This window comes from Streptococcus lactarius (assembly GCF_016642265.1).
In the GTDB taxonomy this organism is placed as follows: Bacteria; Bacillota; Bacilli; order Lactobacillales; family Streptococcaceae; genus Streptococcus; species Streptococcus lactarius.
Map to the genome: position 1 here is coordinate 98,220 of NZ_MRXX01000007.1, position 22,149 is coordinate 120,368.

Consider the following 22,149-nt stretch of genomic DNA (forward strand, 5'->3'; position numbering starts at 1 on the left):
AAGAAGATTGATATGACTCACTATCAGACTATTGTCATTGGAGGCGGTCCTGCTGGGATGATGGCGACCATTGCCAGCGCCTCTTATGGCCAATCCACCCTGCTGATCGAAAAGAATAAAAAGCTGGGCAAGAAGCTCGCTGGTACCGGAGGAGGTCGCTGCAATGTCACGAACAACGGGACCTTAGATGATCTGATGGCCGGTATTCCTGGAAATGGCCGTTTCCTTTACAGTGTGTTTTCTCAATTTGATAACCATGATATCATTCAATTTTTCACCGATAATGGCGTCAAGCTGAAAGTCGAGGATCATGGTCGAGTCTTTCCTACTAGCGATCAATCCCGCACCATTATTCAAGCTTTAGAGAATAAGATCCTTGAGCTAGGTGCTAGCATGGCCACCAACTGCGAAGTAGTCTCTGTCACCAAGCCTGAGGATGTCTTTATCATCAAATCTGCTGAAAAAACTTGGACTGCTGACAAGCTGGTCGTTACAACTGGGGGTAAATCTTACCCATCGACCGGCTCTACGGGGTATGGGTATGAGATTGCCCGTCACTTCAAGCACACCATCACCGATCTGGAAGCGGCAGAGAGTCCTCTGTTGACAGATTTTCCACACAAGGCCCTCCAAGGGATCTCTCTGACAGATGTGACCCTCAGCTACAGCAAACACATCATCACACACGACCTGCTCTTTACGCATTTCGGTCTCTCTGGTCCTGCAGCCCTTCGGATGTCTAGCTTTGTTAAAGGCGGGGAAATCTTATCTCTGGACCTCCTGCCAACCACTTCTTCTCAAGATTTAATAGATTTTCTTGAAGAGCATCGTGAAAAGTCTATAAAAAATACCCTTAAGTCCTTGCTACCTGAGCGTCTAGCAGATTTCTTAGCGCAAGGATTCCCTGAAAAGGTAAAGCAGCTGGCTCCTGCCCAGAAAGATGAGCTGATCCGAAAGATCAAAGAGATGCCTATCCCCGTCACTGGAAAGATGTCTCTTGCCAAATCCTTTGTGACGAAAGGGGGCGTCAGTCTTAAAGAAATCAATCCGAAAACACTAGAAAGTAAATTAGTTTCTGGTCTTCACTTTGCTGGAGAAGTCCTCGATATCAATGCCCATACAGGCGGTTTTAATATCACATCCGCCCTCTGTACCGGTTGGGTAGCAGGTAGTCCTCATTACTAAAAAACGAACTCGATTTGTTCGAGCTCGTCTTTTAATAATGACAAACTATTTTAAAGTAAAATAAGTTAAGTAATTCTACAAAGAAATATAAATGTGGTCCAGTTCTTAGAATGAATCAAGAAAATGCCGAAACTTTCCGCTGTGAGAAAAGTGCCTGAAACAAAAAGTTTCAGGCACTCGGAATTATTGAGAGTAAAACAGTTTGGGAAACTGTTTTAGCCTGAGCCCAGAAATTAAAGAGCGAAGAGGCTCAATAATTAGTCATGGAACTTCTACGAAGTTCGCTGACGTCCGTACTCACCTAAGGAAAGTTTTTAAGATGACTTTGTCTTAAAACTGAAACGGACTCGATTTTCCATCGAGTTCGTCTTTTTATTGTTCTTTGGTTAATGAAAAGCGGAAATCATTGTATTTGTTGTAGTCAAATGGAGTATTGACAGGTGCTGTGAACACAACCGGTGTATAGTGACCTTCTTCTAATACAAAACCAGGTTCGAGTCGGAAATTGGCTACGCCTAGACCTGTGATCCCTGGAAGTAAGGCATCTGCTCCATCTAATCCTTCTGAATCCCAATAGTAGATATTTCCTGTTGCTTGGACGGCTCTTGCTGTATAGGTCGCTGTCCGAGTTGGTTCGCTATCATTTTTGAAGCTAACCACTGTTGTCACATTCCCATTTGCATCGACAGTCATTTTAATCGCATCCGCTTGTGGACTAGATCCTACCCAAGTTCCCACCAGTTCTGCAGGGACAGGGGCTTGGCTCGGGGTAGGTGTGGTTTCAGTCTTGCTAGCCTCTTTTGCAGGGCTACTAGCATTGGCTTGACTAGATGAACTCTTGGTCTCTGTTGCTTTGGAAGAAGCTTCTGTAGCTTTCTTACTACTACTTTTTGTTTTTTTGACAACCTTGCTGCTCGATGCTTTCGAGGAGGACGCGGATGTTTTGTGATCCTTTGATCCACAGCCACTCAGGGACAAACCAAGTGACGCAGCCACCAGAACAGCGGTACCCCAACGGAAGATTGTTTTTTTCATAAGATCACCTCTTTCTCTTTCTGATTCCCATTATACTCCGTTTATTACAAAAATCAAGTTTTTTGTAATAATTGTAATTTTTTTGTAACATATTTTTCTATTTAAAATGCCAATCGTAAGAGGGCCATGAGAACAATTCCAAACAAGACGGTTCCCATAAGATTTTTAGAACGAAAAGCTACATAAAGACAGGGCAGTGTCACCGCTATTTCTAACCAGTGGAACTGGGGCAGGTGACCGATTTTCCCGGTGGCTAGGCTTGATAGGACCAAGGCAAAGATAATGGAAATGGGCAGGTATTTGAGAAAGCGAGTCACAGGATCTGGCAGGCCCTTGTACTTGACCAAGACAAAGGGCAAGATCCGAGGAATCCAAGTGACTAGGGCTGAGGCCAGAATGGCCATGAAGATAGAACTATTCACGCGCATCACAAATCACCCCCACAAAACAGCCAATCAAGGTCGCAACTAGAACAGCAATAGCTTGGGCAACCACAAAGAGCAAGAGAAAGAAACTCACCGCCACTGATAAGAGCACCAAGAGCAGGGTCTTGGTCTTTTCTGTCAGTTGCATACCTTGAAACTGGGCTGCGAAAATCCCAATAAACATAGCTACTAAGGCAAAATCAAGTCCAAAAGCCTTTGGATCAGGTAGGAGAGACCCCAGAGCTGTTCCAACAACCGTCGCACTGATCCAGACCACATAGCCTACTAAATTGTTTCCATGCATCCAAGGTACTGTGATCCGATCGGTCTTTAGCTTCTCACTCAAATAGACACCATAACTCTCGTCCGTTAGAAGACTCCCAATTCCAATGGTATGAGCGAGGCTGGCATCCTTAAAATCAGAGGAGGTATGCAGACTCATCAACATATTGCGGAGATTGATCAAAAAGACCGTCAGGGCCATATTGAGGATCGAAGAATGGACTGCAATCAGGGAAATCATTGCAAACTGAGCCGCACCTGCATAGACGAGAATACTCATCAAGGCCATCTCTAGGGGAGATAGATAGGGAGACGCCACCACACCGCAAGCCAGGCCAATACTGATATAGCCTAGAGCTGTCGGCAGTGCATCTCTCACTCCCTGCCAAAAATCTTTTTCCATGCTCTCACTCCTTTTCTAGACACAACATACTGACTTCTATTATAGCATAAGAAAAAGAAGGCAAGAGAAGACTTTTGCGATAAAAGAAGAGAGTGGGACAGAAATCGGTCATTCGTTAGAATTTGATTTCTGTCCCACTCTCGTTTCGAATCCTAGATTCTCCTAAGATTCTTTTTTCGTCTTGGCTATAAAGAGGGCCGTTGCTCCTAGACTCAGACCTGCTAGGAAGAGGGCAGTTGAGGCTGCTTCCCCTGTTGCTGGAAGCATCGCCTTGTCTTCTCCTTTCATCTCTGTAGCAAGGCTTGGTGAAGCTTCACCTGTCATGGAGGTCGTCATTTCTTTGTAGACCACCGCATAAGTTCCTAAATGAGTCGTTGTGAATTCCAGCCAATCACCTTTCAGCGTGAAGTCCACAGTCTCGTTTGTTGTCAGATCGTAAAGGGCTTCAACAGCGCCAGTAAGTGGCAAACGGACTAGAACAGCACCAGTTGGTTCCACACGGGTATGCGTTGGGTCAAGCAGTTGGATCGCATAGGCATCATAGCGTTTGCCTTGCAAGGCTTGATCCATCACTCTTTGAACATGGACGTTAGTAGCTGTTCCTAATTCACTGTCTCGGCCAATCACCATCACGCCCGTTGCGGGATCACTCAACAAGTGCAAGTTTTGTTGAGGGGATGTTAGATTGCTTTGATGCGATTCGTTTTCAGGTAACTTGTAAGCTGGCAAGTCAAGGACGGCTGCTTCAAGGCCATTGGCACCACCTGTGTAGGCTGGAAGATTGTTTTGTGCTGCTTGGACCGCATTCACACCTCCCTTGAACTCTGGGACTTCGAGGACAGCTGCTTCAACAGCGTTGACTCCTCCTGTGAATGCTGGGATCTCAACGACTGGTGCTGCTTCCTCTCCCACTGTTCCGACTGCTTCTGTATAGGCTGGAACTTCGTGGACAGCTGCTTCAACACCATTGACTCCACCTGTGAATGCTGGGATCTCAACGACTGGTGCTGCTTCATCTCCCACTGTTCCAACTACTTCTGTATAGGCTGGGACTTCGTGGATGGCTGCTTCAACACCATTGACTCCACCTGTAAATTCTGGAATTTCTACTACTGGTGCTGCTTCATCCCCCTTACTGCTCGTACGGAACTCAGGTTTCGGAGCTGTGGTCGTTTCCACCGGTTGATCAGTCAGACCTTGGTGGAAAATCGTTAATTCGTAGAACTCAGGCTTGCCTCCTTGCCATGTGAGCTTGACATCCAACAAAGGCGCCTTGTTTCGTACAGCAAAGGTTTGGAAGCTTGTGGTAATGGCTCCCAAATCTGCCCAGGCTCCGGTCCGATCTTCTTTCAAAGTCCGAGCAAGTACATGCGCTACCACCCCTTGAGGAAGGCTTGAAACGAGGCGGATATGATTGGCATCTGTTGGTTCTGACAAGTGGTAAATCAGTTCGCCTTGGTCTTTTTCAGCCTTGTAGCTCGTCAAAACCTTCCCATCGACAAGATTGGTGTAGAGGTTACCACGACTTTCTCCACTATTTCCTTGGACGGTTGGGTCGTTGATTGGTTTTACAAATTCACCATCATTGATCACTAATTCGGTAAAGCCGACAAAGCGAGCATCGTAATCAGCGGTAAAGAGGACACGGAGATAGTTGGCTTTAACTGGACTTGTGAGCTCTCCTTCGATGTAGCGATTTCCTGGCATCTTAGAATCATGGGTCCAGCCATCTGTCAAGGAATCATCTCTTGTTTCATTGGCAAGGCCATCTCCAACGCTGACAACATCGGTCCAAGTCTTGCCATCTGGACTGACTTGGATCTTACCATCTCGAAGGTAATTTTGAGTTCCGTCTTGGATGTAAGCTCGAATCTTCTTGATATCCCGTTGGCTACCAAGCTTCAGGGTGATATGGCCACCTTTATGAGCATAATCTGAGAATTCAACAAAGTTATTGTAGACTCCATCAAATAATTGGTCCAAATTCTTAAGCTTGCGTACGTCATTGCTTCCGTATGTGGCATCAATTCCCATAGAAGTCGAATCTAGCGTTGTTGGTTCGACTTCTTTGGTCTTCACAAGTAGAGAAGTTACGGTCACTGCTTGTTCTTGATCGGTCTTGTTGACCAAACGAGCATAGCGGACCAAGGCTTGATCGGTCACTTGGCTAGCTGGATACCACTCTTGAGCATTTGGAGAGTACTCGACGCGGAGGGCTGGATTTTCAATTCCGATTGCTTGGATACTTTCGGCTTGATGGAGACGATCCAGTTTCATTCCCAAATAGCTATGGGCTGGTAGCTTGGTACCACTTGGAATTTGCAGGTCATAACGGCCGAGGCTATCATATACTGGGATAGATTTCAAACTTGCAACGTTGGTATCTGTTAATTCGCTGTTGCCAGAACGGGTTTCAAGGGAGAAGTCTGCAATTCGCCACCACAGATTGGTATTCTTGGTGTTCCGAACACGGACGTAGCGAGCTGAAATTGGAGTTTCGATTTCTTTGGTTTGCTCACCTGATAAACGATCCAATTCTTGCCATGTATGCCCATCTGTAGAATACTCTAGAAGACCGCTGGCTAATTTATCGCTTGAACCTTGAACCAGACGCACCTTGGTCACTGGTTTGACTTCACCCAAGTCGAGCTGAATCCAAGCATCCACTGGAGTGGTATCTGTCCGATCGGCATTGGCAAACATGGCTTCCGTATTGTCACGACCATCTGTGATCTGAGTAACTGTCGTGTTGTACTTGTACATGAGATTTGGACTAATCGTCACTGTAGCGCTCTGTTTGCTATGATGTACTTCGACTGGTCGGTTAACTGCAATTTCACGCACAGCAAACCAGGTATTGTCCCGATCGGAAGTAGCAACCATCCGGACAGCCTTGGCATTGAGATTGAGATTCTCAAATTGAAGGAGAGGCTCATTACCAGTGTAGTGAGGATCTGTCAGTGCTACCCATTGGTCATTTTCATTGAGATACTCAACCTTGGCATTGTTGAAGGTATCACGTGGATTGGTTTGAGTTCCCATTGCAAAGGTCAAGGTATGAATTGGCACAGCCTTGTTGAATTTCAGACCAATGTAATCACCAGTTTGAATACTGTTTGGTGATTTGATCAGGGCATGTGTACTTAGATCTCCATCTGTCACTTCTGCTAGTCCACCTTCTACACCTGTACGATTAGTGATAAAGGTACTCATTACTTGGTCTGGGTGCAGAGCTTTTTGAACTTCTGATGCCAAGATTTCACGGAGACCAAGCAAGAATGGACGGATATGTTGAACACCTAACTCTGCTCTTTCATCATGGTCAACATAGTGGAAGGTATAGGTTTGGGACTGTTCATAGAGCTTCAAGCCCTTGTAGTAACTATCCCAAAGTTTTGCGGCATCATTTTTTGAAATGGCTTCTGTTCCATCAAGGAAGGCACTCAGAGCATCCATCTGATCAATTGTATTATCCAACCAATAATGGATTTGAGTTACCATCTTTTTATCACCAGAGGCTTTATACAGTTGCGCTGCAGCTTTTAGTTTGGCAAATTCTCCACGCAATTCCTCCCGTTCTGCACGGACATCTTGACCTGCTTGCAACTTGGTCATAAAGGCAGTTAATTTTGGTGCTAACTCTACAGATTCTTCCAATTTCACAACACGACCATCCATATTTTGATTGATCATGTGTTTTCCGAGTTCACGGAAGGCTTTAGAGGTATCACTCTCTGTAAACTGACCAGTTTCAACAAAGTTAAAGGCCATATCGTTTACTTTCTTCGCTTCTTCTTCAGACTTCCATTGTTTCCATGCGTATTGCGCCGCAGAGAAGAGTGCAATCTTAGAAGGCTCAGATTGTTGCATTGGATTCAACATAATGCCTGAAAGGAGACTAGGATCTACATTTGGATGCAGGAATTTCTCACCACCACCTAAAATCAAGTGTTGTTTCGAGTTGTCTGTACATGGCCAGTTGATCCATAGAGCCACTGGACGATAGGTCTTGCCACCCGCTGTGAGGTTGTTCTTGAGGTTGGATAGAAAAGATTCTGATACTTCTCCCCAAACCTTACCTCCAGTAAGGGTCATGGTGGTGGAAGCAGGAAGGTTTTCATTGAGCGAACGCAACTCCGCTTCACGGCCATTGCCCCAGTATTGAGCAGGTACGAAGATCATATCCTTACGAAGGCCTGCATACCGCGCTTGCTTTTCAGTCAACCAGTCAGTCATATCCTTCATCAAGCGGTTGTAGCTATTGTAGCCTCCTACTGGACTTGGCGCATCATCGGCCAAAATACCGAATTCACGAACACCTACATCCATCAGCTGGGTGAACTTGGCCTTAATGGTTTCCAGATCTTTTTGGTAGTCAGCATCATTTCCGAAGCGAATCCGGTTGTTCATAAATGGGTGGATGGTCCAAACATAACGTGTCTTGTTTTGGTTTCCGACACGCGCCAATTCACGGATTTCAGCTAGTTTTTCTTCTGGATACAGTTCACGCCATTTCTTGTTGTGGTATGGATCGTCTTTTGGTGCAAAGAAGTATTGGGTCAACTTCAAGTCACCACCATAGCGCATGAGTTCTGCACGATCAGCGTTCGACCATGGATTTCCGTAGTAGCCTTCGATAAAGCCACGATTCTTAATGTCAGCATAGTCTTCGACGGTTACATTGCGCAAGACTGGTGCTGCACTTTCATTCAGCATGTGTTTGAGAGTCGTCAAACCATAGAAGACAGCATCTGTATCTTTACCGACGATCGAGATGCTATTTCCTTTGATAGACAAGGCATAGGCATCAATCTTATCAAAGAGTCCTTGAGACAGATTTGGCATTTCTTTTTCGGCTTGGGAATTTTGCCCATGCACACCAAGGTAGATGTTCGTTGCACCTGCCACTGCTGCTGGACTACTTGTGTACGAGATTTGATGATCTTGCAAGACACTCTTCAAGCGGTTGCGCGTATAGATATCCAATTGATCGCCCATGACAAGATTGACTTGTTGATGAAGCTTGGTAACGCCTTCACCATAAGTAACTTTTTGTGGGGTTGGAAAGACCTTGTATTCTCTCTTGAGATAGTCTTGACTTTGGGCAGCAGCAGCAATCGCTTCATCACTTGCTGGCTTCTTAGCTACAAAACTATCCGCGAGTTCGGTTGTACCATCACCCATTTCCTCAACTTTAGGCTTTTCTGGAGTTTCAGGTTTTTCTGGGCTAGCAGGCTCTTCTGGTTTGCTACTAGAAAGTGGCTTGAGCAAATGGATTTCAGCAGCACTGCCAAATCCTGCAACACCTGCTAGGACCTTAAATTCTACCTTATCAGTATCAACTGTTTCAAATGAAACTGTTTTTTCTTTGGCATTGGTGTCCCAAGTTCCTGAAGCCACCTTGACCATTTGGCCATCTTTTTGGGCATAGATTTCATAGGACGTGACAACCCCATTGCCCCCGCCTGAACGTGGAAGATAGGTCAAGCCATTCACCATTTCAGCTGTTTTCAGCTTCATTGTAACCGTATATGGAGCTTGAGATCCGGTCCATTTCGAATGCCAGAAGGTCGTTGGATCATTGTCAAAGGCTTTTTCAATAGCCCCTTCTGTTTCAGTACCAGGCAATTCTTGACTGCTTGCAGTCACTGTCAAGTGATCATTTGGAATCAAGCGTGGATTGACAAAGGCTTCATCCGTCAACTCTGCACTATGCAAGATGCCCTTGAAGCCACCAATGGTGTCAAGAGGAAGGACCAAGCTATTGTAAGCTAAGTGAGGTGCAGCTGGATCAGCCAAGCGTTCTACCTGTTCACCATTTACATATACTTCGGTCAATTGAGGTTTGGTAACCACAGCAATCTGGTAACGTTTATTCTTTTCCAGTTTCTTATTAAATTGGATATGGAATTGCTCAAAGGTATAAGCCAGGTAGCCATCCTTGTCTGCGAGATAGAGCCTATTGTCCCCACTGCTTGAGAAGGTTTGCTCACCGTCTCCTGTCACTGTCACATCGAATTTCAAGACATGACTAGGACCAACATCACCAGCCAAACCATTGATCCGACTGTCTTTTTCAAAGGCTAGGCCATCATTACTGGTTGTCACTTTCTTACTGGCATAGTTTTCAATCGTTTCTGGTGTGATGTGAAAGAGGGCATCTGCTTCTACGGTCTTATCGGGATTGGTTTGTGGTGCGTAGATACTGGCTGGTAAGACCCGTTCAGCATAGCTTGCACTCGCACGATCGGATCCCCACGTACGCTCTGCGGTAGTCTGCATGCTCTTGAAAAAGCGTTTAAAGAGATCGTAAGACGTGAGACCTGTTTCATGAAGGTCAATATTATCATTCCAAAGCGCATGACCACCACCAAGAACGCTTGGGTTAGAGGCCTCTAACAATGGTCCATGGCCAGTTCTGAAGTCATTCGGTGTCCAGCTATTGTATTGGAGTTCATAGTTGGCATAATCCCCATAAGCCCCTTGCTGGTTGTTCCCATTTGGGACACTGTAAGTTGGAATATCTGTGATATTGATCACCTTGGCACCTTGGGCAATCGCTTCTTTCGGTTGTTGCCAACCGATGCTCCAAATGTCCACTTCAACACCATTTAAGTCAATTGGTGTGTGTCCTCTCTTGGCACTAAGAGATCCCCAAATTCGTGGGGTATAGCCTTTAGATTTGATGTATTGGATCAAATCATTGACATACCGACGATAACTTTCTCGATTTCCGTAGTATTCATCTGTCCCGATATGAACGGTAGACACCCCGTGAAGTGGTGCATCTTCTCCATCCAGCAACTTGTCATAGACGTATTTGACAAAAGCTAGAGTTTCGTCATATTTGCTATCCAAATCCAACATGGCCACACGTTCTACATTGTGCTTGCCCCTGTAATCACTCAAACTACCCTTATACATGAGGTCTGGCCGAACCTTGACAAAGGACAAAGCATGACCGGGCGTGTCAATTTCAGGTACGAGATTGATATGCAAGGCTTTGGCCAGTTGAATCAACTGTTGCATCTCCTCTTTGGTATAGTGCTGGTCTGAAGTGAGTTTTTCCCCATTGGCCCCTACAATATCTGTATCAACTCGGAAACCTGTCTTAGCAGTTTTTAAGACATAGCTCAACTCTTCTTCTGGGCTCAGATGTTTACCAGCCAGATGATCTTTTAGGAAAATATAGTTGTCATTCAAGTGCAATTGCAAGTCGTTCATCTTGTAGTAGGCCATGTTGAGCATGATATCTACTACTGTATCATAAGGGATAAATTTGCGACCTGTATCCAGCATAAAACCACGGTAGCTGTAGCTTGGAAAGTCACGGATTTCCCCATTTTGCAGGTCTTTTTCCCCCATTTGAAGCAGTGTCCGAGTGGCGTAAAAAGCTCCTGCCTTGTCGGCAGCTTCTACAGTGATCACACCATCCTGAATCGTGATGCCATACCCTTCCTTGCCATAGCCCTTGTCTTCTACTTTTTTAAAGACAATGCGTTTGGAAGTTTCTTGATCGCCTGTTGCCAGTTCAAGTCCACGACTTTCAAGGTCCGCTTGGTAGAATTTTGCTTCCTCAGCAAATCCAGAATCCCCCACTGAGATCACCGTATCTGCTGTAATAGACGTTTTTCCTTCTCTACCAAACCATTGTTGTACTGCTGGTGCTACCGTCGGTTTCACACCCACACCTTCATTTTGATGCAAGCCTTTAACAACGACTTCAAATTCTTTGGTCAGGGTACGTCCTTCGTTTGTTTGTTCCACCATCACTTTGACGTGTTGATCTGTCAATGGTGTATAGATCTTATTTTCAAGATCAATCACTCCCTGCTTGTTACTACCAATCAGGCGAACTTGGCCTGGAAGGGTTGGCAAAACCAAGGAATGACCATTTTCTGCTAGGCTAAGTTCATTTACTTGCCGAATACTGGTTGGCTTGCTTTGGTCAGGAATATTGGAATAGGCACGAATTTCTTGGATCCCTACATTTTTCCATTGCATACTACCAGCTTGGTAATCCGTCACTTCCAGTTTGAGATACTTGGCCAAAATCGGTGTTTTCAAATCTACCTTTTCATCTAAGACAGGATTCCCTGTTTTTTGATGGGCCAGTTGCCAGCGTTTTTCACCGTGATCATTGACATCATCAACACCAGCATAGTAGAGATTCCAAGAAGTGATATTTGGATCGTTTTGTCCCCCTCTGAGGCGCCGGTCCCAGTCAATTTCCACATGCTTGATCAAACTTGTCTTAGGAAGGGTAAGCTCGATACTTGGATTTTTTGCATCTCGGTCGGTAGCCCAGCGTGTATCGCTATTGCCATCGACTGCCTTATCCGCTGTGAAGTTGGTTCCAGTTTCGTGATTGCTAGCAGTTGCCTGCGCCCCTTCTAGATGATTTCGGTCTGGACGATCTTCTAGATCTGTGACAATTGGCTGACTTGGGCTCACTACCGGAGGGGTAACAGGTGCTACTACAGGTGCTACTGGGCTAACTGTTTCAGTTGGTTTCACGACAGGTTTTGGTGTTTCTTGTGGCGTTTCCGTTGTTGGACTGTCAGCCTGGTCTTTAGTTTCAGAAGACGTGGAATTCCCCTGAGTTGCCTCAGAATCAGCTTTTTTTAGTAAGTTAGCAACTTCAGAAGGCAACGTCTCCATCGGTTGAACCTGTGTGATCGTCCCTTCTGTTTCAGGACTGGCTTGAGTTTCTGCTGCCTCTACCACACCAACACCAAAGAAACTAGCCCCAATCATCACAGAGGCTGCACCGATTGCAAATTTGCGAATACTATAATAGCATCGTTTTTCAAATCCCTTTTTACTCATGTTTCCATCACCTTTCATCAGAATAGCAAGGTATCGTAAGCGCTATCATTTTCATATTTCAAAAAGGGAGCGGGACAGAACGAATCGAGATTTGGATTCGCCTCGCTCCCTGTTTCGAATCCTAGATTCTCCTAAGATTCTTTTTTCGTCTTGGCCATAAAGAGGGCCGTTGCTCCTAGACTCAGGCCTGCTAGGAAGAGGGCAGAGGAGGCTGCTTCACCTGTTGCTGGAAGCATCGCCTTGTCTTCTCCTTTCATCTCTGTAGCAAGGCTTGGTGAAGATTCACCTGTCATGGAGGTCGTCATTTCTTTGTAGACCACCGCATAAGTTCCTAAATGAGTCATTGTGAATTCCAGCCAATCACCTTTCAGCGTGAAGCCCACAGTCTCGTTTGTTGTCAGATCGTAAAGGGCTTCAACAGCTCCAGTAAGCGGCAAACGGACTAGAACAGCGCCAGTTGGTTCCACACGGGTATGCGTTGAGTCAAGCAGTTGGATCACATAGGCATCATAGCGTTTGCCTTGCAAGGCTTGATCCAACACTCGTTGAACATGGACTTTAGTAGCTGTTCCTAATTCACTGTCTCGGCCAATCACCATCACACCTGTTGCAGGATCATTCAACAAATGCAAGTTTTGTTGAGGGGATGTGAGATTGCTTTGATGCGATTCGTTTTCAGGCTGCTTGTAAACTGGCAAGTCAAGGACGGCTGCTTCAAGACCATTGGCACCACCTGTGTAGGCCGGAAGATCGTTTTGTGCTGCTTGGACCGCATTCACGCCTCCCTTGAACTCTGGGACTTCGTGGATGGCTGCTTCAACAGCGTTGACTCCGCCTGTGAAGGCGGGGATCTCAACGACTGGTGCTGCTTCATCTCCCACTGTTCCAACTGCTTCTGTATAGGCTGGAACTTCGTGGACAGCTGCTTCAACACCATTGACTCCTCCCGTGAATGCTGGGATTTCCACCACTGGAGCTGCTTCATCTCCCACTGTTCCAACTGCTTCTGTATAGGCTGGGACTTCGTGGATGGCTGCTTCAGCACCATTGACTCCGCCCGTGAATGCTGGGATCTCAACGACTGGTGCTGCTTCGTCTCCCTTACTGCTCATAGGAGCTTGCAATTGATTAAGGTAAGTTGCAAAATAGTCTACCATTCGACTGGTTAAGAGATGGTGCTCTCTTGCAAATGTCATACTCGCAACGACACTGGCTACTTCTTCTTGCTTGCTTTTATCCGTCAAGGTTTGGGCCTTGGCTAGAGCAGCATCATAAGGAGTTGTATCTAAAGGTGCTTCTGCAACTTGAGGACGCATGAAGACCAGTTCCGCTGCTGATTGGTACTGATTGCCACCATCACCATAGGTTCTCGTTCCCGTCAAGACAATTTTCTTTGCTTTAATGGTCTGACCAAAGGTGATTTCTTTCGGTTTGTTCGTATCAGCCCAATTACTAGCTGTGAAAGAATGTTCCTTGCCAGTTTCATCTGTTACCACAAGCGTTAAATCTCTCAAGTTTCCATTTGAACCAGAAGCGCGTGGAATATAACGGAAGCCCGTAATGTCTGTAGCTTCTCTCAAAACCATGGTCGCTGGTTTTCCAACATCTCCACCACTCCAAGAAGTATGCCAGAGACTTGATAAATTGCCATCAAAGGCATTTTCAAGACCCTCACCATCTTGGGCTGGACCTGTTAGACTTTCAAAATCCTCTGCAACAAGAGATGTCTTCTTCATGACCAAGGCATCCTTCAGAGCCTGAACTTTGGCAATTTCACTCTTAGCTTCTGTAAGACTAATCTCGTCATCTGCTTGACTGAGGTTGAAGACTGCCTCTTTCAAAGCATCCATGCTTTCTTTGGTATAGTTCGTCATAGCCACCGTTGGCAGATAGTTTTTGAGAGCATTGTCTGTCAGCATCTTGCCTGTCAAAGTAATTTCTTCGATTTGAAGATTATCCATTATAAAGTCATTGTAACTACGGAAGTTGGCATTGCCCCCAGCATCTCCGTGAGTATTACTTGGATTTCCAGTTGAGTAAATACCGACCCAAGTATCGCCTGTTTCTGCACCAGTGACAAGGAAGGTAGCCCGTTTCGCTTTCTTTGAATCCGTCCAAGAATTGGCTAGTTCATGAAGTTCCAACTCACTAGCTTTAGTACCACGACGACCCGATTGGAATTCACCGTGACCGATGACAAAGGCATAGGTATTATCAGAGCCCGCTTCGTAATTAAAGCTAACCCGGTAAGTCTTACCAGCTTCAAAGCGATAATTTTGAGGAATGGTTTGATAGACCAAGTTGCGTCGGCTGACCAGGCCATTTGTCTTGAGAGACCAGTGACCTTCGATGACGTCATCTATTTTCTTACCATTCCAACCACGTTGGGTATATGGTTCATGTTTTTCAGATAAGTGGGTCCGGTTATCTTCGACCCCTTCGATTCCTCCAATGACAAATGGGAAGATTCCTTGAGCTACATTTTCAAAGTCTTGCTTGAAGACACCTGTCGCCGTATCATGACCATCCCCATACATACTGGATTGATTTTCAAAGGTCCGGATTTCATCGAAGTAAGTCGCTTCGCTACCAGCTTCACGACTCAGTGTCAAGGTCACGTGGGAGACATCCTTACCTGTAGTGAAGAAGACATACATGTTTTGGAAATAGCTGGTATCATTCACAGTTGCATTGTCCCTGCGAGTGTTGTGAGCGTAGGCCTTCACATAGTTGAGGGCGAGTGACTTGTTGGTGTAGTTTGTGACCACTTTTTCACCCGTATTGACTGTGAGACTGGCTTTGGCATCACTCCGGTTGTCCACACCGACATACACGGCATATCTCGTATTTGGTTTTAAGTCGGTCAATGTTTGCGTTAGACTCACTGTTTTCGTATTGCCCTCTATGCGCAGCATTTGATTGGCCCCTTGAGACTTGACAATGGCAGCCTTAGAAGCATCGCCAGTAATCTTCCAATGATCCAATGATTCACTGTTAAATCCTTGGTCATAGATATGCATTCCTTCACTCCAAGACATTTCTGGATTGGTTTGTTTAGAGCGGTAGAGGACATAAGGCTGATTGGCCAGTAGATCGAGGGTAATCTTACCATCTTTCACAGCCACTTCTTGTTCTTCAGTTTTACCTTGATCCGTGAGTTTGTAAAGGTAAACTTTGCCATTTGCCCAATCACTCGGAAGTGCCCAGGTTGTTGCACCATTTTCTGTATTGAAATAGTACATCTTTTCCTTATCAGCAGGAAGCTTCTGACCATTTGCATCCCAGTTCCAAGGCGTTAAATAAGCTGAACCATCTTGAATCACACGACCATTAAGGGTGACCGTTCGTTCACGGTAGAGCGGGCTATTGACATCATTTGATTTCCGCGTGATCACGACTTGATGACCATCCGCGTCAACCAAGGAAATTTTCATTTCTGGAGTCCACTTGTAAGTCGCACCATTATCCGTCATCGTTACCGGTGTTCCATTTTCCCATTGGCTAACGGTGAAGTGTTGGAAGTACTTGGTCATGACATCATGAGCAAACAAATTGGTCACATAGCCATTGTAATCACTCCGTCCTTGCCAACCTTCAAAATCTTTCATGCTGTAGCCACCTAAAAGTGGATAATCTGCCGCACCGCCATAACTCCTGTAATCCCCCACCCAAGAGTCTTTTTGATGGTTGCGGATAAAGCGGGTAATCGCACTGTTGATTCCTTTATTGGTATAGCCACCATAAGTCAAATCCGCTGCCCAGTGTTGGAAGGTCGAGTCGTATTCGCCACCATGGCCCCACTCAATCGCAAAACGCCAGCCTTGCTTGTTAATTTCTTTTGCAAGCACATGAGTTGCCCAGGCACCATTATCACCAGATTGGCCATTGCCCCAGACATCTACATAGATAAAGTCTAGACCATCACCTAATTCTTTCTTCAACTCTTCCCAGCGGGCCAAACGACCATGGGCTAAGTCATAAGCAGCATCAATATTAATCCCTTGGTCTAACCAGTTCCAACCATAGCTATAGCTACCATCAGGATTCTTACGAAGGATATTTTCACTAAAGTACTTCGACTCAGGATAGGTTTCAGAAGCATTCACATGGATACCCAAATGAGCCCCATATTTCTTCGCTTTCTCAATCAAGGCTTTGAAATCCTCAACCCCGCCGATACGCTTTCCAACATCCGCATAATTCAAATGACCCGAATCATGGCCTTCACTACCATACCCTTTCAACAGTACACCTTGTCCGAGACCATCTGTATTTAGATTGATTTTCTTGATGCCATCAAGTGTCATTAAAAATGGGTTTTGAGCCTGTGAACCAAAGTTCATGGCAATCCGATAAGCTGTAATATCTTTAACTTTTTCCCAACCTTGAGGGTTGTTCATAATACTCCGATAAGCAATCGCTCCGTCTTGCCAGTCTACCTTCTGATCCCCGTTGGCATCTTCTGTGATGACAACCCTTGCGCTAGGCAATTCCTTGGTATATTCTGGATAAACAATGCCCTTATAAGCTTTTTCCCATTGCCACTCTGAGCTTTGGATCCCAACATAATTGGCCGTTCCAACCGTCTGCTTAAAGGCTGTTAACCGAGTCCAGTCGCTGGATCCACCACCATAACTATTTTGAGAATTGCTCCAGACACCTGCAGCTAGCTTATCCGTCGAAACAAAGCCATACATGTACCCCTTAGCCAGAGCTTTCATCGGATTTGTAACAGCAATATGGTCATCTCCACTGATGTGGGTGTTATTTGACATGGTTGCCCCGTCAAACTTAGCTCCAGCTTGATCGCTCGACACAGAGACCAAGGCATCCCCAAGAAAATTGATGGAAGAAAGGAGTTTTCGTTCATCATCAATTGCTTGACCTGGCGTCACTGAGTTGTGGTTCACAATCTTTGTCACATCAAAATGCAACTGATTGTCCACCACTTGCAAACGAACGGTCAGATCCGCGTTGATCAGGTTCTCCTCATCCCGGAGCTTCATATCGTATTCAGCAGTCTCTGCATTGATCTTCTTATACGTTACCTCTGGAGTCACTTCATGATTGTTGATCAAGACTTTCTTGAGTTGTTGGACTTGACCTGGAAGTGTGTGACCATTCAGTGTGTATTCTTTCACCCGTGGAAAGGCTTGGTCGATCACTGCCTTCAGCACACTTGAAGCAATGGTATCATATGCTACATGCTGATCATCAACCGGATCACCCGTTTCCTTTTTGGCCGGAGCCTGGTCTGATTTCACTCCTTCTTGATTGTCTGTCTTGACGCTAACAATCGTTCTTTCAGTTGCGTTATAAGTTCCAGCCTTTAGCAGAATCTTCTTCTCACTCTTTAGCTTGTCATTGACAGCAGAAGGCAAGGTCACCGTATCAAACAATTTCACATCGTTGTTGCTTGCATTGAGCTGGCCGTCTGACTTAAGACTGATGGTCAAATGGTTGCTAGAACCATTAACTGGAGCAGCTACGCGGCTTCCTTGGTACCAAAGACCGCTCCCGTTCGTCTTGTACTCCCAGAACCATCCGCCCTGGTCATAACCGACAAATACGTTGTTTTCCGTATCTTTGAACTTCATAAAGACTCCAAAACGTGCTTTCCCAGTTTCAGATTCTTCTTTGAAGTTCAAATCAACCGTCGCATTGCCATTGGCATCCACTGAGAGGCCTTCTTTTTCAAACAAGGCTGGTTTTTTCGCATTGTCATTTTGTGCTGTAGAGGCAAGCTGATTGTAGCGAACACCATTTTCTTCCCGAATGGTAACGGTTCCCTGTTGCTCTTTCTTTTCGACCGTCTTCCACTCGGGTGTCACTACCTTAGATGGAGTTGGTTGGTTCGTCACAGGCTTCGACTCACTCGGTTTTTCTTCCGTTGGCTTGTCCACTTTTGGTTTGTTATTCTTATCCTCAACCTGTTTATCCATAGCTTCTAGACCCGCTGGTTTACTAGTTTCAATTCCCTTGATAAAATTGTGGATCCATTCAAGCTGAGCTGGTGAAAAGAGAATTCCTCCACTACGAATCCCAACCACACCATTTTGGTGAACACCGATCAATTTTCCATTTTCATCAAAGATACCACCGCCACTCGCACCTGGTTCACTACCTTGATAGCTAATTCCACGAACTCCTTCTCCATAATCATTCAACACTTCAACCGTCGTATTCAAGATTGGAGAGAGTTTTCCAGTAGGATAGCCAAAAACGTGAACCTTATCTCCGACCTTTGTCTTCGCCGGTTGGTCTGTGACTTCTACAGGTGCATTGGCTAGAGGCGAACGGAGCTTGACGATTGCCAAGTCATTCTTATAGCCCTTTAGGAAACCTTCACGATCCCAGTGATGGACATCATTTTTGCTAAATGCGACGTCTGGCACCCCTTCATAGGAAATGCGATACACATCCCCATCCCGATCGATATTATCGGCTACCTTACGATTATTTCCATCCGGAACATCCTTGATAAAGTTATGCGAAACAGTCAAAACAAGATTTTTACCAATGACAATTCCACTTCCTGTCCCAGCAGCACTCTTGATTTCAACGGTTGCTCCGTAGTTTAATTCCCCATTCTTGGTTCTTGCGACATCGTCTGGCACTAACTCCTTGTCCTCTTTTGCCAAATCCTCTTTGGAAGTTGTTCGGCCATGGTCTTCTACATTCTCTAGCTTTCCACGAACTTCTTCGGGGAGTTTGTCCAAAGCAGGAGTCGGTGTAGCTTCCTTTTCAACTACGTCTCCCGTTTTTGGAGCCTCCACCACCTCGGGAGAAGCTTGAGGCTCCTCAGCTTTTGGTCTCTCAACTTCTCGTCCATGATCCTCGGCACTTGCCAAAGCAGACGCCAAGTCAGGCGGTAAGTTGTCAATAGAACCCGACGTAGGCGTATCCGCAAGCGCTGTTCCTGCTCCAAATAGAGCCACACCAATCATTACAGATGCAACACCCAACGAAAATTTACGAATGCTGTATTTGCATCTTCTTTCAAAAAAACATTTTTTCATTAGCTTTCCCTTTCATTTCAAAAGTAAGCGGTTGCATTTTCTGCCGCAGCCATACTCCTTCCTCACACATGGCACCACTTACATGATAAAACATCCAAATACATTAGCACCATTAATATATCAAAATATTGTATATCTTGCAAGAACTAAATGGTATAAAAAATGAGAAATCGATCAATTGATAGAAAGTCCCACCCAGTAGAAAAATCCGAGCAAGCTGAATCCCTTCACTTACTATCCAAGATAACAAAAAAGGCCTAGTTGACTCCAACTAAACCTTCCAAAAACGCTTAATGTGATAAAAGATATGTTCTCAGTCCAGATTCCTACGGTTATAGACAGGATTCAGTTCATTCTTGCTCCCAATCTTCCATAAGAAGCTCTACTCACTCAATTCACCACCTTGTCCGTTGTAGTATTGTTTAAACTCATCATAAGAACGAATTTCATGTTCTTGACCATCTATTGAGTACCGAGCTTCAATTTTTACCCCAGATAAGACGTCCTGTCCTTTAGGTGCAAACCAATGAAGAAGAGTATCAAACCATTCCTTACTACTTAATAACTGTAATCTAGGCTCAATCCAGTACTTACCACTCAACATTTTCTCTTTGAATTCCGGATAAATTGCAAATAGATTAATATCTGTGTTTACATTCTTGGCCTGTTTCTGAAATTTAAATCCTGCTTGAAGGTCAAAACCGGTATTTTTATCGATTAATTCCATTAAATTTGTATAGTCTATAATTTTTTCCTTAACTGCACTGCCCTCTGGGATGGCATACGTGCTGTAGTATTTCTGTTCATCTAACTTGTAATAAATATTTTTCTCATCACCGATATCACGTTCCCTTGCTCTACGAGACATATAATATCCCATATCTACAACACTCACTCCACTATTAACGTTTATTTGATAATCATTAATAAAAGCATTTGGTGCTTTCTTTCGAATCTCGTCTAAAACATTTACGGTTGTTTCTTTAAATTGATTGTCAATCTCGTAATATCGGAATCCAATATACTCCTTTTTTATATCTTCATCCCCATTTACATAGTCAAAACCAACCAGATACTTCCCATCAGCCAACGTCAGATCCTTACTCAAAACAAATTGATTTTTCTCACCAAATAGCTGAACATCCTTGAGATTCCCTTCATGGATGACTTTGGTTGAGCTAGGGCTTTTTTCAACAGAATTTTTCTTAGTCTCTGAAGGTTTAAAATAGAATAGGAAACCGACTATGACACCCAATATAAAAACCAGTTTCAAACTTAAAATTTTTTTCAATACACCCACCTACTTTTCAAAATCCTCATGACCATCAAATCTTTCTTACTTACCATTTTCCACTTCTTGAGATATGATCTCTATCATATCAGGCCATTTATGAAGTTGGTAATCAAATTTAAACATAAATATCACTAAAAAACTAATGAGTAAAAAGAGGACTGCAATGGTTTCATTGCCAATCACAAACAAAAGAATCGCGGCTACAGTTAGGAACCTAAAAAGATTGACCAGAAATATAAAGTACACCTTCCGTCTCTTTAATGCCTTGATGAACTTCTTGCACTGATCCTCATCCAACTTGGAGGTCTGTAATTTCAGGCTTGCATGGTAATATCGAATGATCCACGCAGCTAAGAAGTAGGAGATAACACCTAAAATTGGAATCGTTCCAAATCGTACTAACTGATTGTCAAATAGTCCAGCTTCCGCTAATCCATCCGAAATTTTGTGGATAATAAATAATGTGACTGGAAGCAGTACATAAGACCAGTAGTTAGGAGAAGACGTTTCTTCTAGTAAAACTTTTTCCTCCCAATCAAAATGGTAATTCTTGTTTTCCCATATTCCTAAATTAATCATTGATGGCATAATAATCTTTTTTTCATTCTCCTTATATGTTTTCTAAAAATTCTCTCAGTATTAATCTGAAATAAATTTACCGTTATAATACTTTTGAATCTCATCGAACTGAGAGATTTTCGTATCTTTATTTTCAATACTCAGTTCTTTAGGCAGATAGGCATGATCGTACACAGAGGAACCTAATTTAAGAAATTCTGTTTCTAGATCTATCAGTTCCTTCCCATTCGTAATCACACCATTCTCAGAATTAATCACTTTATACGCAAAACCTTCTGGTTTTGAAAAGAGTTTAAAAGCTGTCGGATAAGACGCTCTCAAATTAATATTCCCTTTGTAAGATTTCTCCTTCCAAAAACCATTATCAAACGGAAGAACTCCAGCAGTGTAGCCTTTAAGGGTAGAAATGGAGAGATACACTCTATTTTTCTCATTTACGTCTTCTTCCGTTATTTCTTTATCAATTTTGAGAGTTTTAAGATTAAGCAAGAAATAACGATATGTTTGTTGATCATTTATTTTAATAACAGCATAATCATTTTTTTCTATCCTTCTTAAGGTTGGCAAGGTCCTACGCAATTCAATATTATCATTTTTTAAATAGTTAACCATTAATTTCCAAACATTCACTTCTTTCTTAGAGGCTTTTTTATTGGTTAAATCAAATACATCTAAATACGAGTATTCATCTGACTCCATTTTTTTAGAGGCAGACGCTAGTCTTAATTTCTCTCTCGTTCTAACAAGATAATGTTGATTTACTCTAATCCAATCAGAGGAATTGACTGCTTTTGCTACTTTATTATTTTCAAACTTCCATTCAACTATGATACCATTTTTATTATGGATAAATTGAAAATTCTGGATATCTGCATTAAGATTATAAGTACTAAAATATTCATTTTCATCGCCATTAGTAGATCTCTTAGGACCTTCCTTCAAAGATTTTGAACAACCAAAAAGAAATAAAATAAACCCCATTCCTAGTAAAATTAAGCTAGAATATACAACTACATTCTGTTTAATTTTATTTCTGTTTCGTACCATCCGACTTCCCTCTCTTCCACCAATCTTTTATTCCCTCTATCATACCGAATT

The 22,149-nt window shown here is 43.9% G+C and carries 9 protein-coding genes; 1 reads left to right on the forward strand and 8 read right to left on the reverse strand.

Annotated elements, in window-relative coordinates; translation table 11 throughout:
• Positions 1-12 precede the first annotated feature (12 nt).
• Positions 13-1,185: an aminoacetone oxidase gene (gene aao, locus BTU61_RS05940; protein ID WP_200772761.1), complete on the forward strand. Its 1,173-nt coding sequence runs from the start codon at positions 13-15 to the stop codon at positions 1,183-1,185.
• A gap of 372 nt (positions 1,186-1,557) precedes the next feature.
• Here aao and BTU61_RS05945 read toward each other — a convergent pair whose 3' ends face one another.
• The 8 genes from BTU61_RS05945 to BTU61_RS05980 form a co-directional block, all read right to left on the reverse strand.
• A complete protein-coding gene (locus BTU61_RS05945) occupies positions 1,558-2,220 on the reverse strand; it encodes a hypothetical protein (protein ID WP_200772762.1) in 663 nt (220 codons plus the stop codon).
• A gap of 101 nt (positions 2,221-2,321) precedes the next feature.
• Positions 2,322-2,648 carry an AzlD domain-containing protein gene (locus BTU61_RS05950; RefSeq protein WP_200772763.1) on the reverse strand — a complete coding sequence of 109 codons (327 nt, stop codon included), beginning with the start codon at positions 2,646-2,648 and terminating at the stop codon, positions 2,322-2,324.
• The gene (locus tag BTU61_RS05955) at positions 2,635-3,330 is read right to left on the reverse strand and encodes an AzlC family ABC transporter permease (protein WP_200772764.1); all 696 of its coding nucleotides are present in this window, start codon (positions 3,328-3,330) and stop codon (positions 2,635-2,637) included. Before BTU61_RS05955 ends, BTU61_RS05950 begins: the two co-directional genes overlap by 14 nt.
• Positions 3,331-3,492: 162 nt before the next feature.
• Complete coding sequence (locus tag BTU61_RS05960; protein WP_200772765.1) at positions 3,493-12,159, reverse strand: SIALI-17 repeat-containing surface protein; 8,667 nt, start codon at positions 12,157-12,159, stop codon at positions 3,493-3,495.
• Between the two features lie 131 nt (positions 12,160-12,290).
• Positions 12,291-19,178 (reverse strand): SpGH101 family endo-alpha-N-acetylgalactosaminidase, encoded by a 6,888-nt coding sequence (locus tag BTU61_RS05965; RefSeq protein ID WP_200772766.1) that lies wholly within the window; start codon positions 19,176-19,178, stop codon positions 12,291-12,293.
• 382 nt (positions 19,179-19,560) lie between these two features.
• Complete coding sequence (locus tag BTU61_RS05970; protein ID WP_200772767.1) at positions 19,561-20,478, reverse strand: hypothetical protein; 918 nt, start codon at positions 20,476-20,478, stop codon at positions 19,561-19,563.
• Positions 20,479-20,514: 36 nt separating this feature from the next.
• Positions 20,515-21,060, reverse strand: coding sequence for a hypothetical protein (locus BTU61_RS05975; RefSeq protein WP_200772768.1), 546 nt, complete (start codon positions 21,058-21,060; stop codon positions 20,515-20,517).
• A 51-nt stretch (positions 21,061-21,111) separates the two neighbouring features.
• The gene (locus BTU61_RS05980) at positions 21,112-22,098 is read right to left on the reverse strand and encodes a hypothetical protein (RefSeq protein ID WP_200772769.1); all 987 of its coding nucleotides are present in this window, start codon (positions 22,096-22,098) and stop codon (positions 21,112-21,114) included.
• Positions 22,099-22,149 lie beyond the last annotated feature (51 nt).

Excerpts from the sequence above, each read along its gene's own strand:
- aao (WP_200772761.1), top strand. The coding sequence starts at position 13 with ATGACTCACTATCAGACTATTGTCATTGGAGGCGGTCCTGCTGGGATG.
- BTU61_RS05945 (WP_200772762.1), bottom strand. The coding sequence starts at position 2,220 with ATGAAAAAAACAATCTTCCGTTGGGGTACCGCTGTTCTGGTGGCTGCG.
- BTU61_RS05950 (WP_200772763.1), bottom strand. The coding sequence starts at position 2,648 with ATGCGCGTGAATAGTTCTATCTTCATGGCCATTCTGGCCTCAGCCCTA.
- BTU61_RS05955 (WP_200772764.1), bottom strand. The coding sequence starts at position 3,330 with ATGGAAAAAGATTTTTGGCAGGGAGTGAGAGATGCACTGCCGACAGCT.
- BTU61_RS05960 (WP_200772765.1), bottom strand. The coding sequence starts at position 12,159 with ATGAGTAAAAAGGGATTTGAAAAACGATGCTATTATAGTATTCGCAAA.
- BTU61_RS05965 (WP_200772766.1), bottom strand. The coding sequence starts at position 19,178 with ATGAAAAAATGTTTTTTTGAAAGAAGATGCAAATACAGCATTCGTAAA.
- BTU61_RS05975 (WP_200772768.1), bottom strand. The coding sequence starts at position 21,060 with ATGCCATCAATGATTAATTTAGGAATATGGGAAAACAAGAATTACCAT.
- BTU61_RS05980 (WP_200772769.1), bottom strand. The coding sequence starts at position 22,098 with ATGGTACGAAACAGAAATAAAATTAAACAGAATGTAGTTGTATATTCT.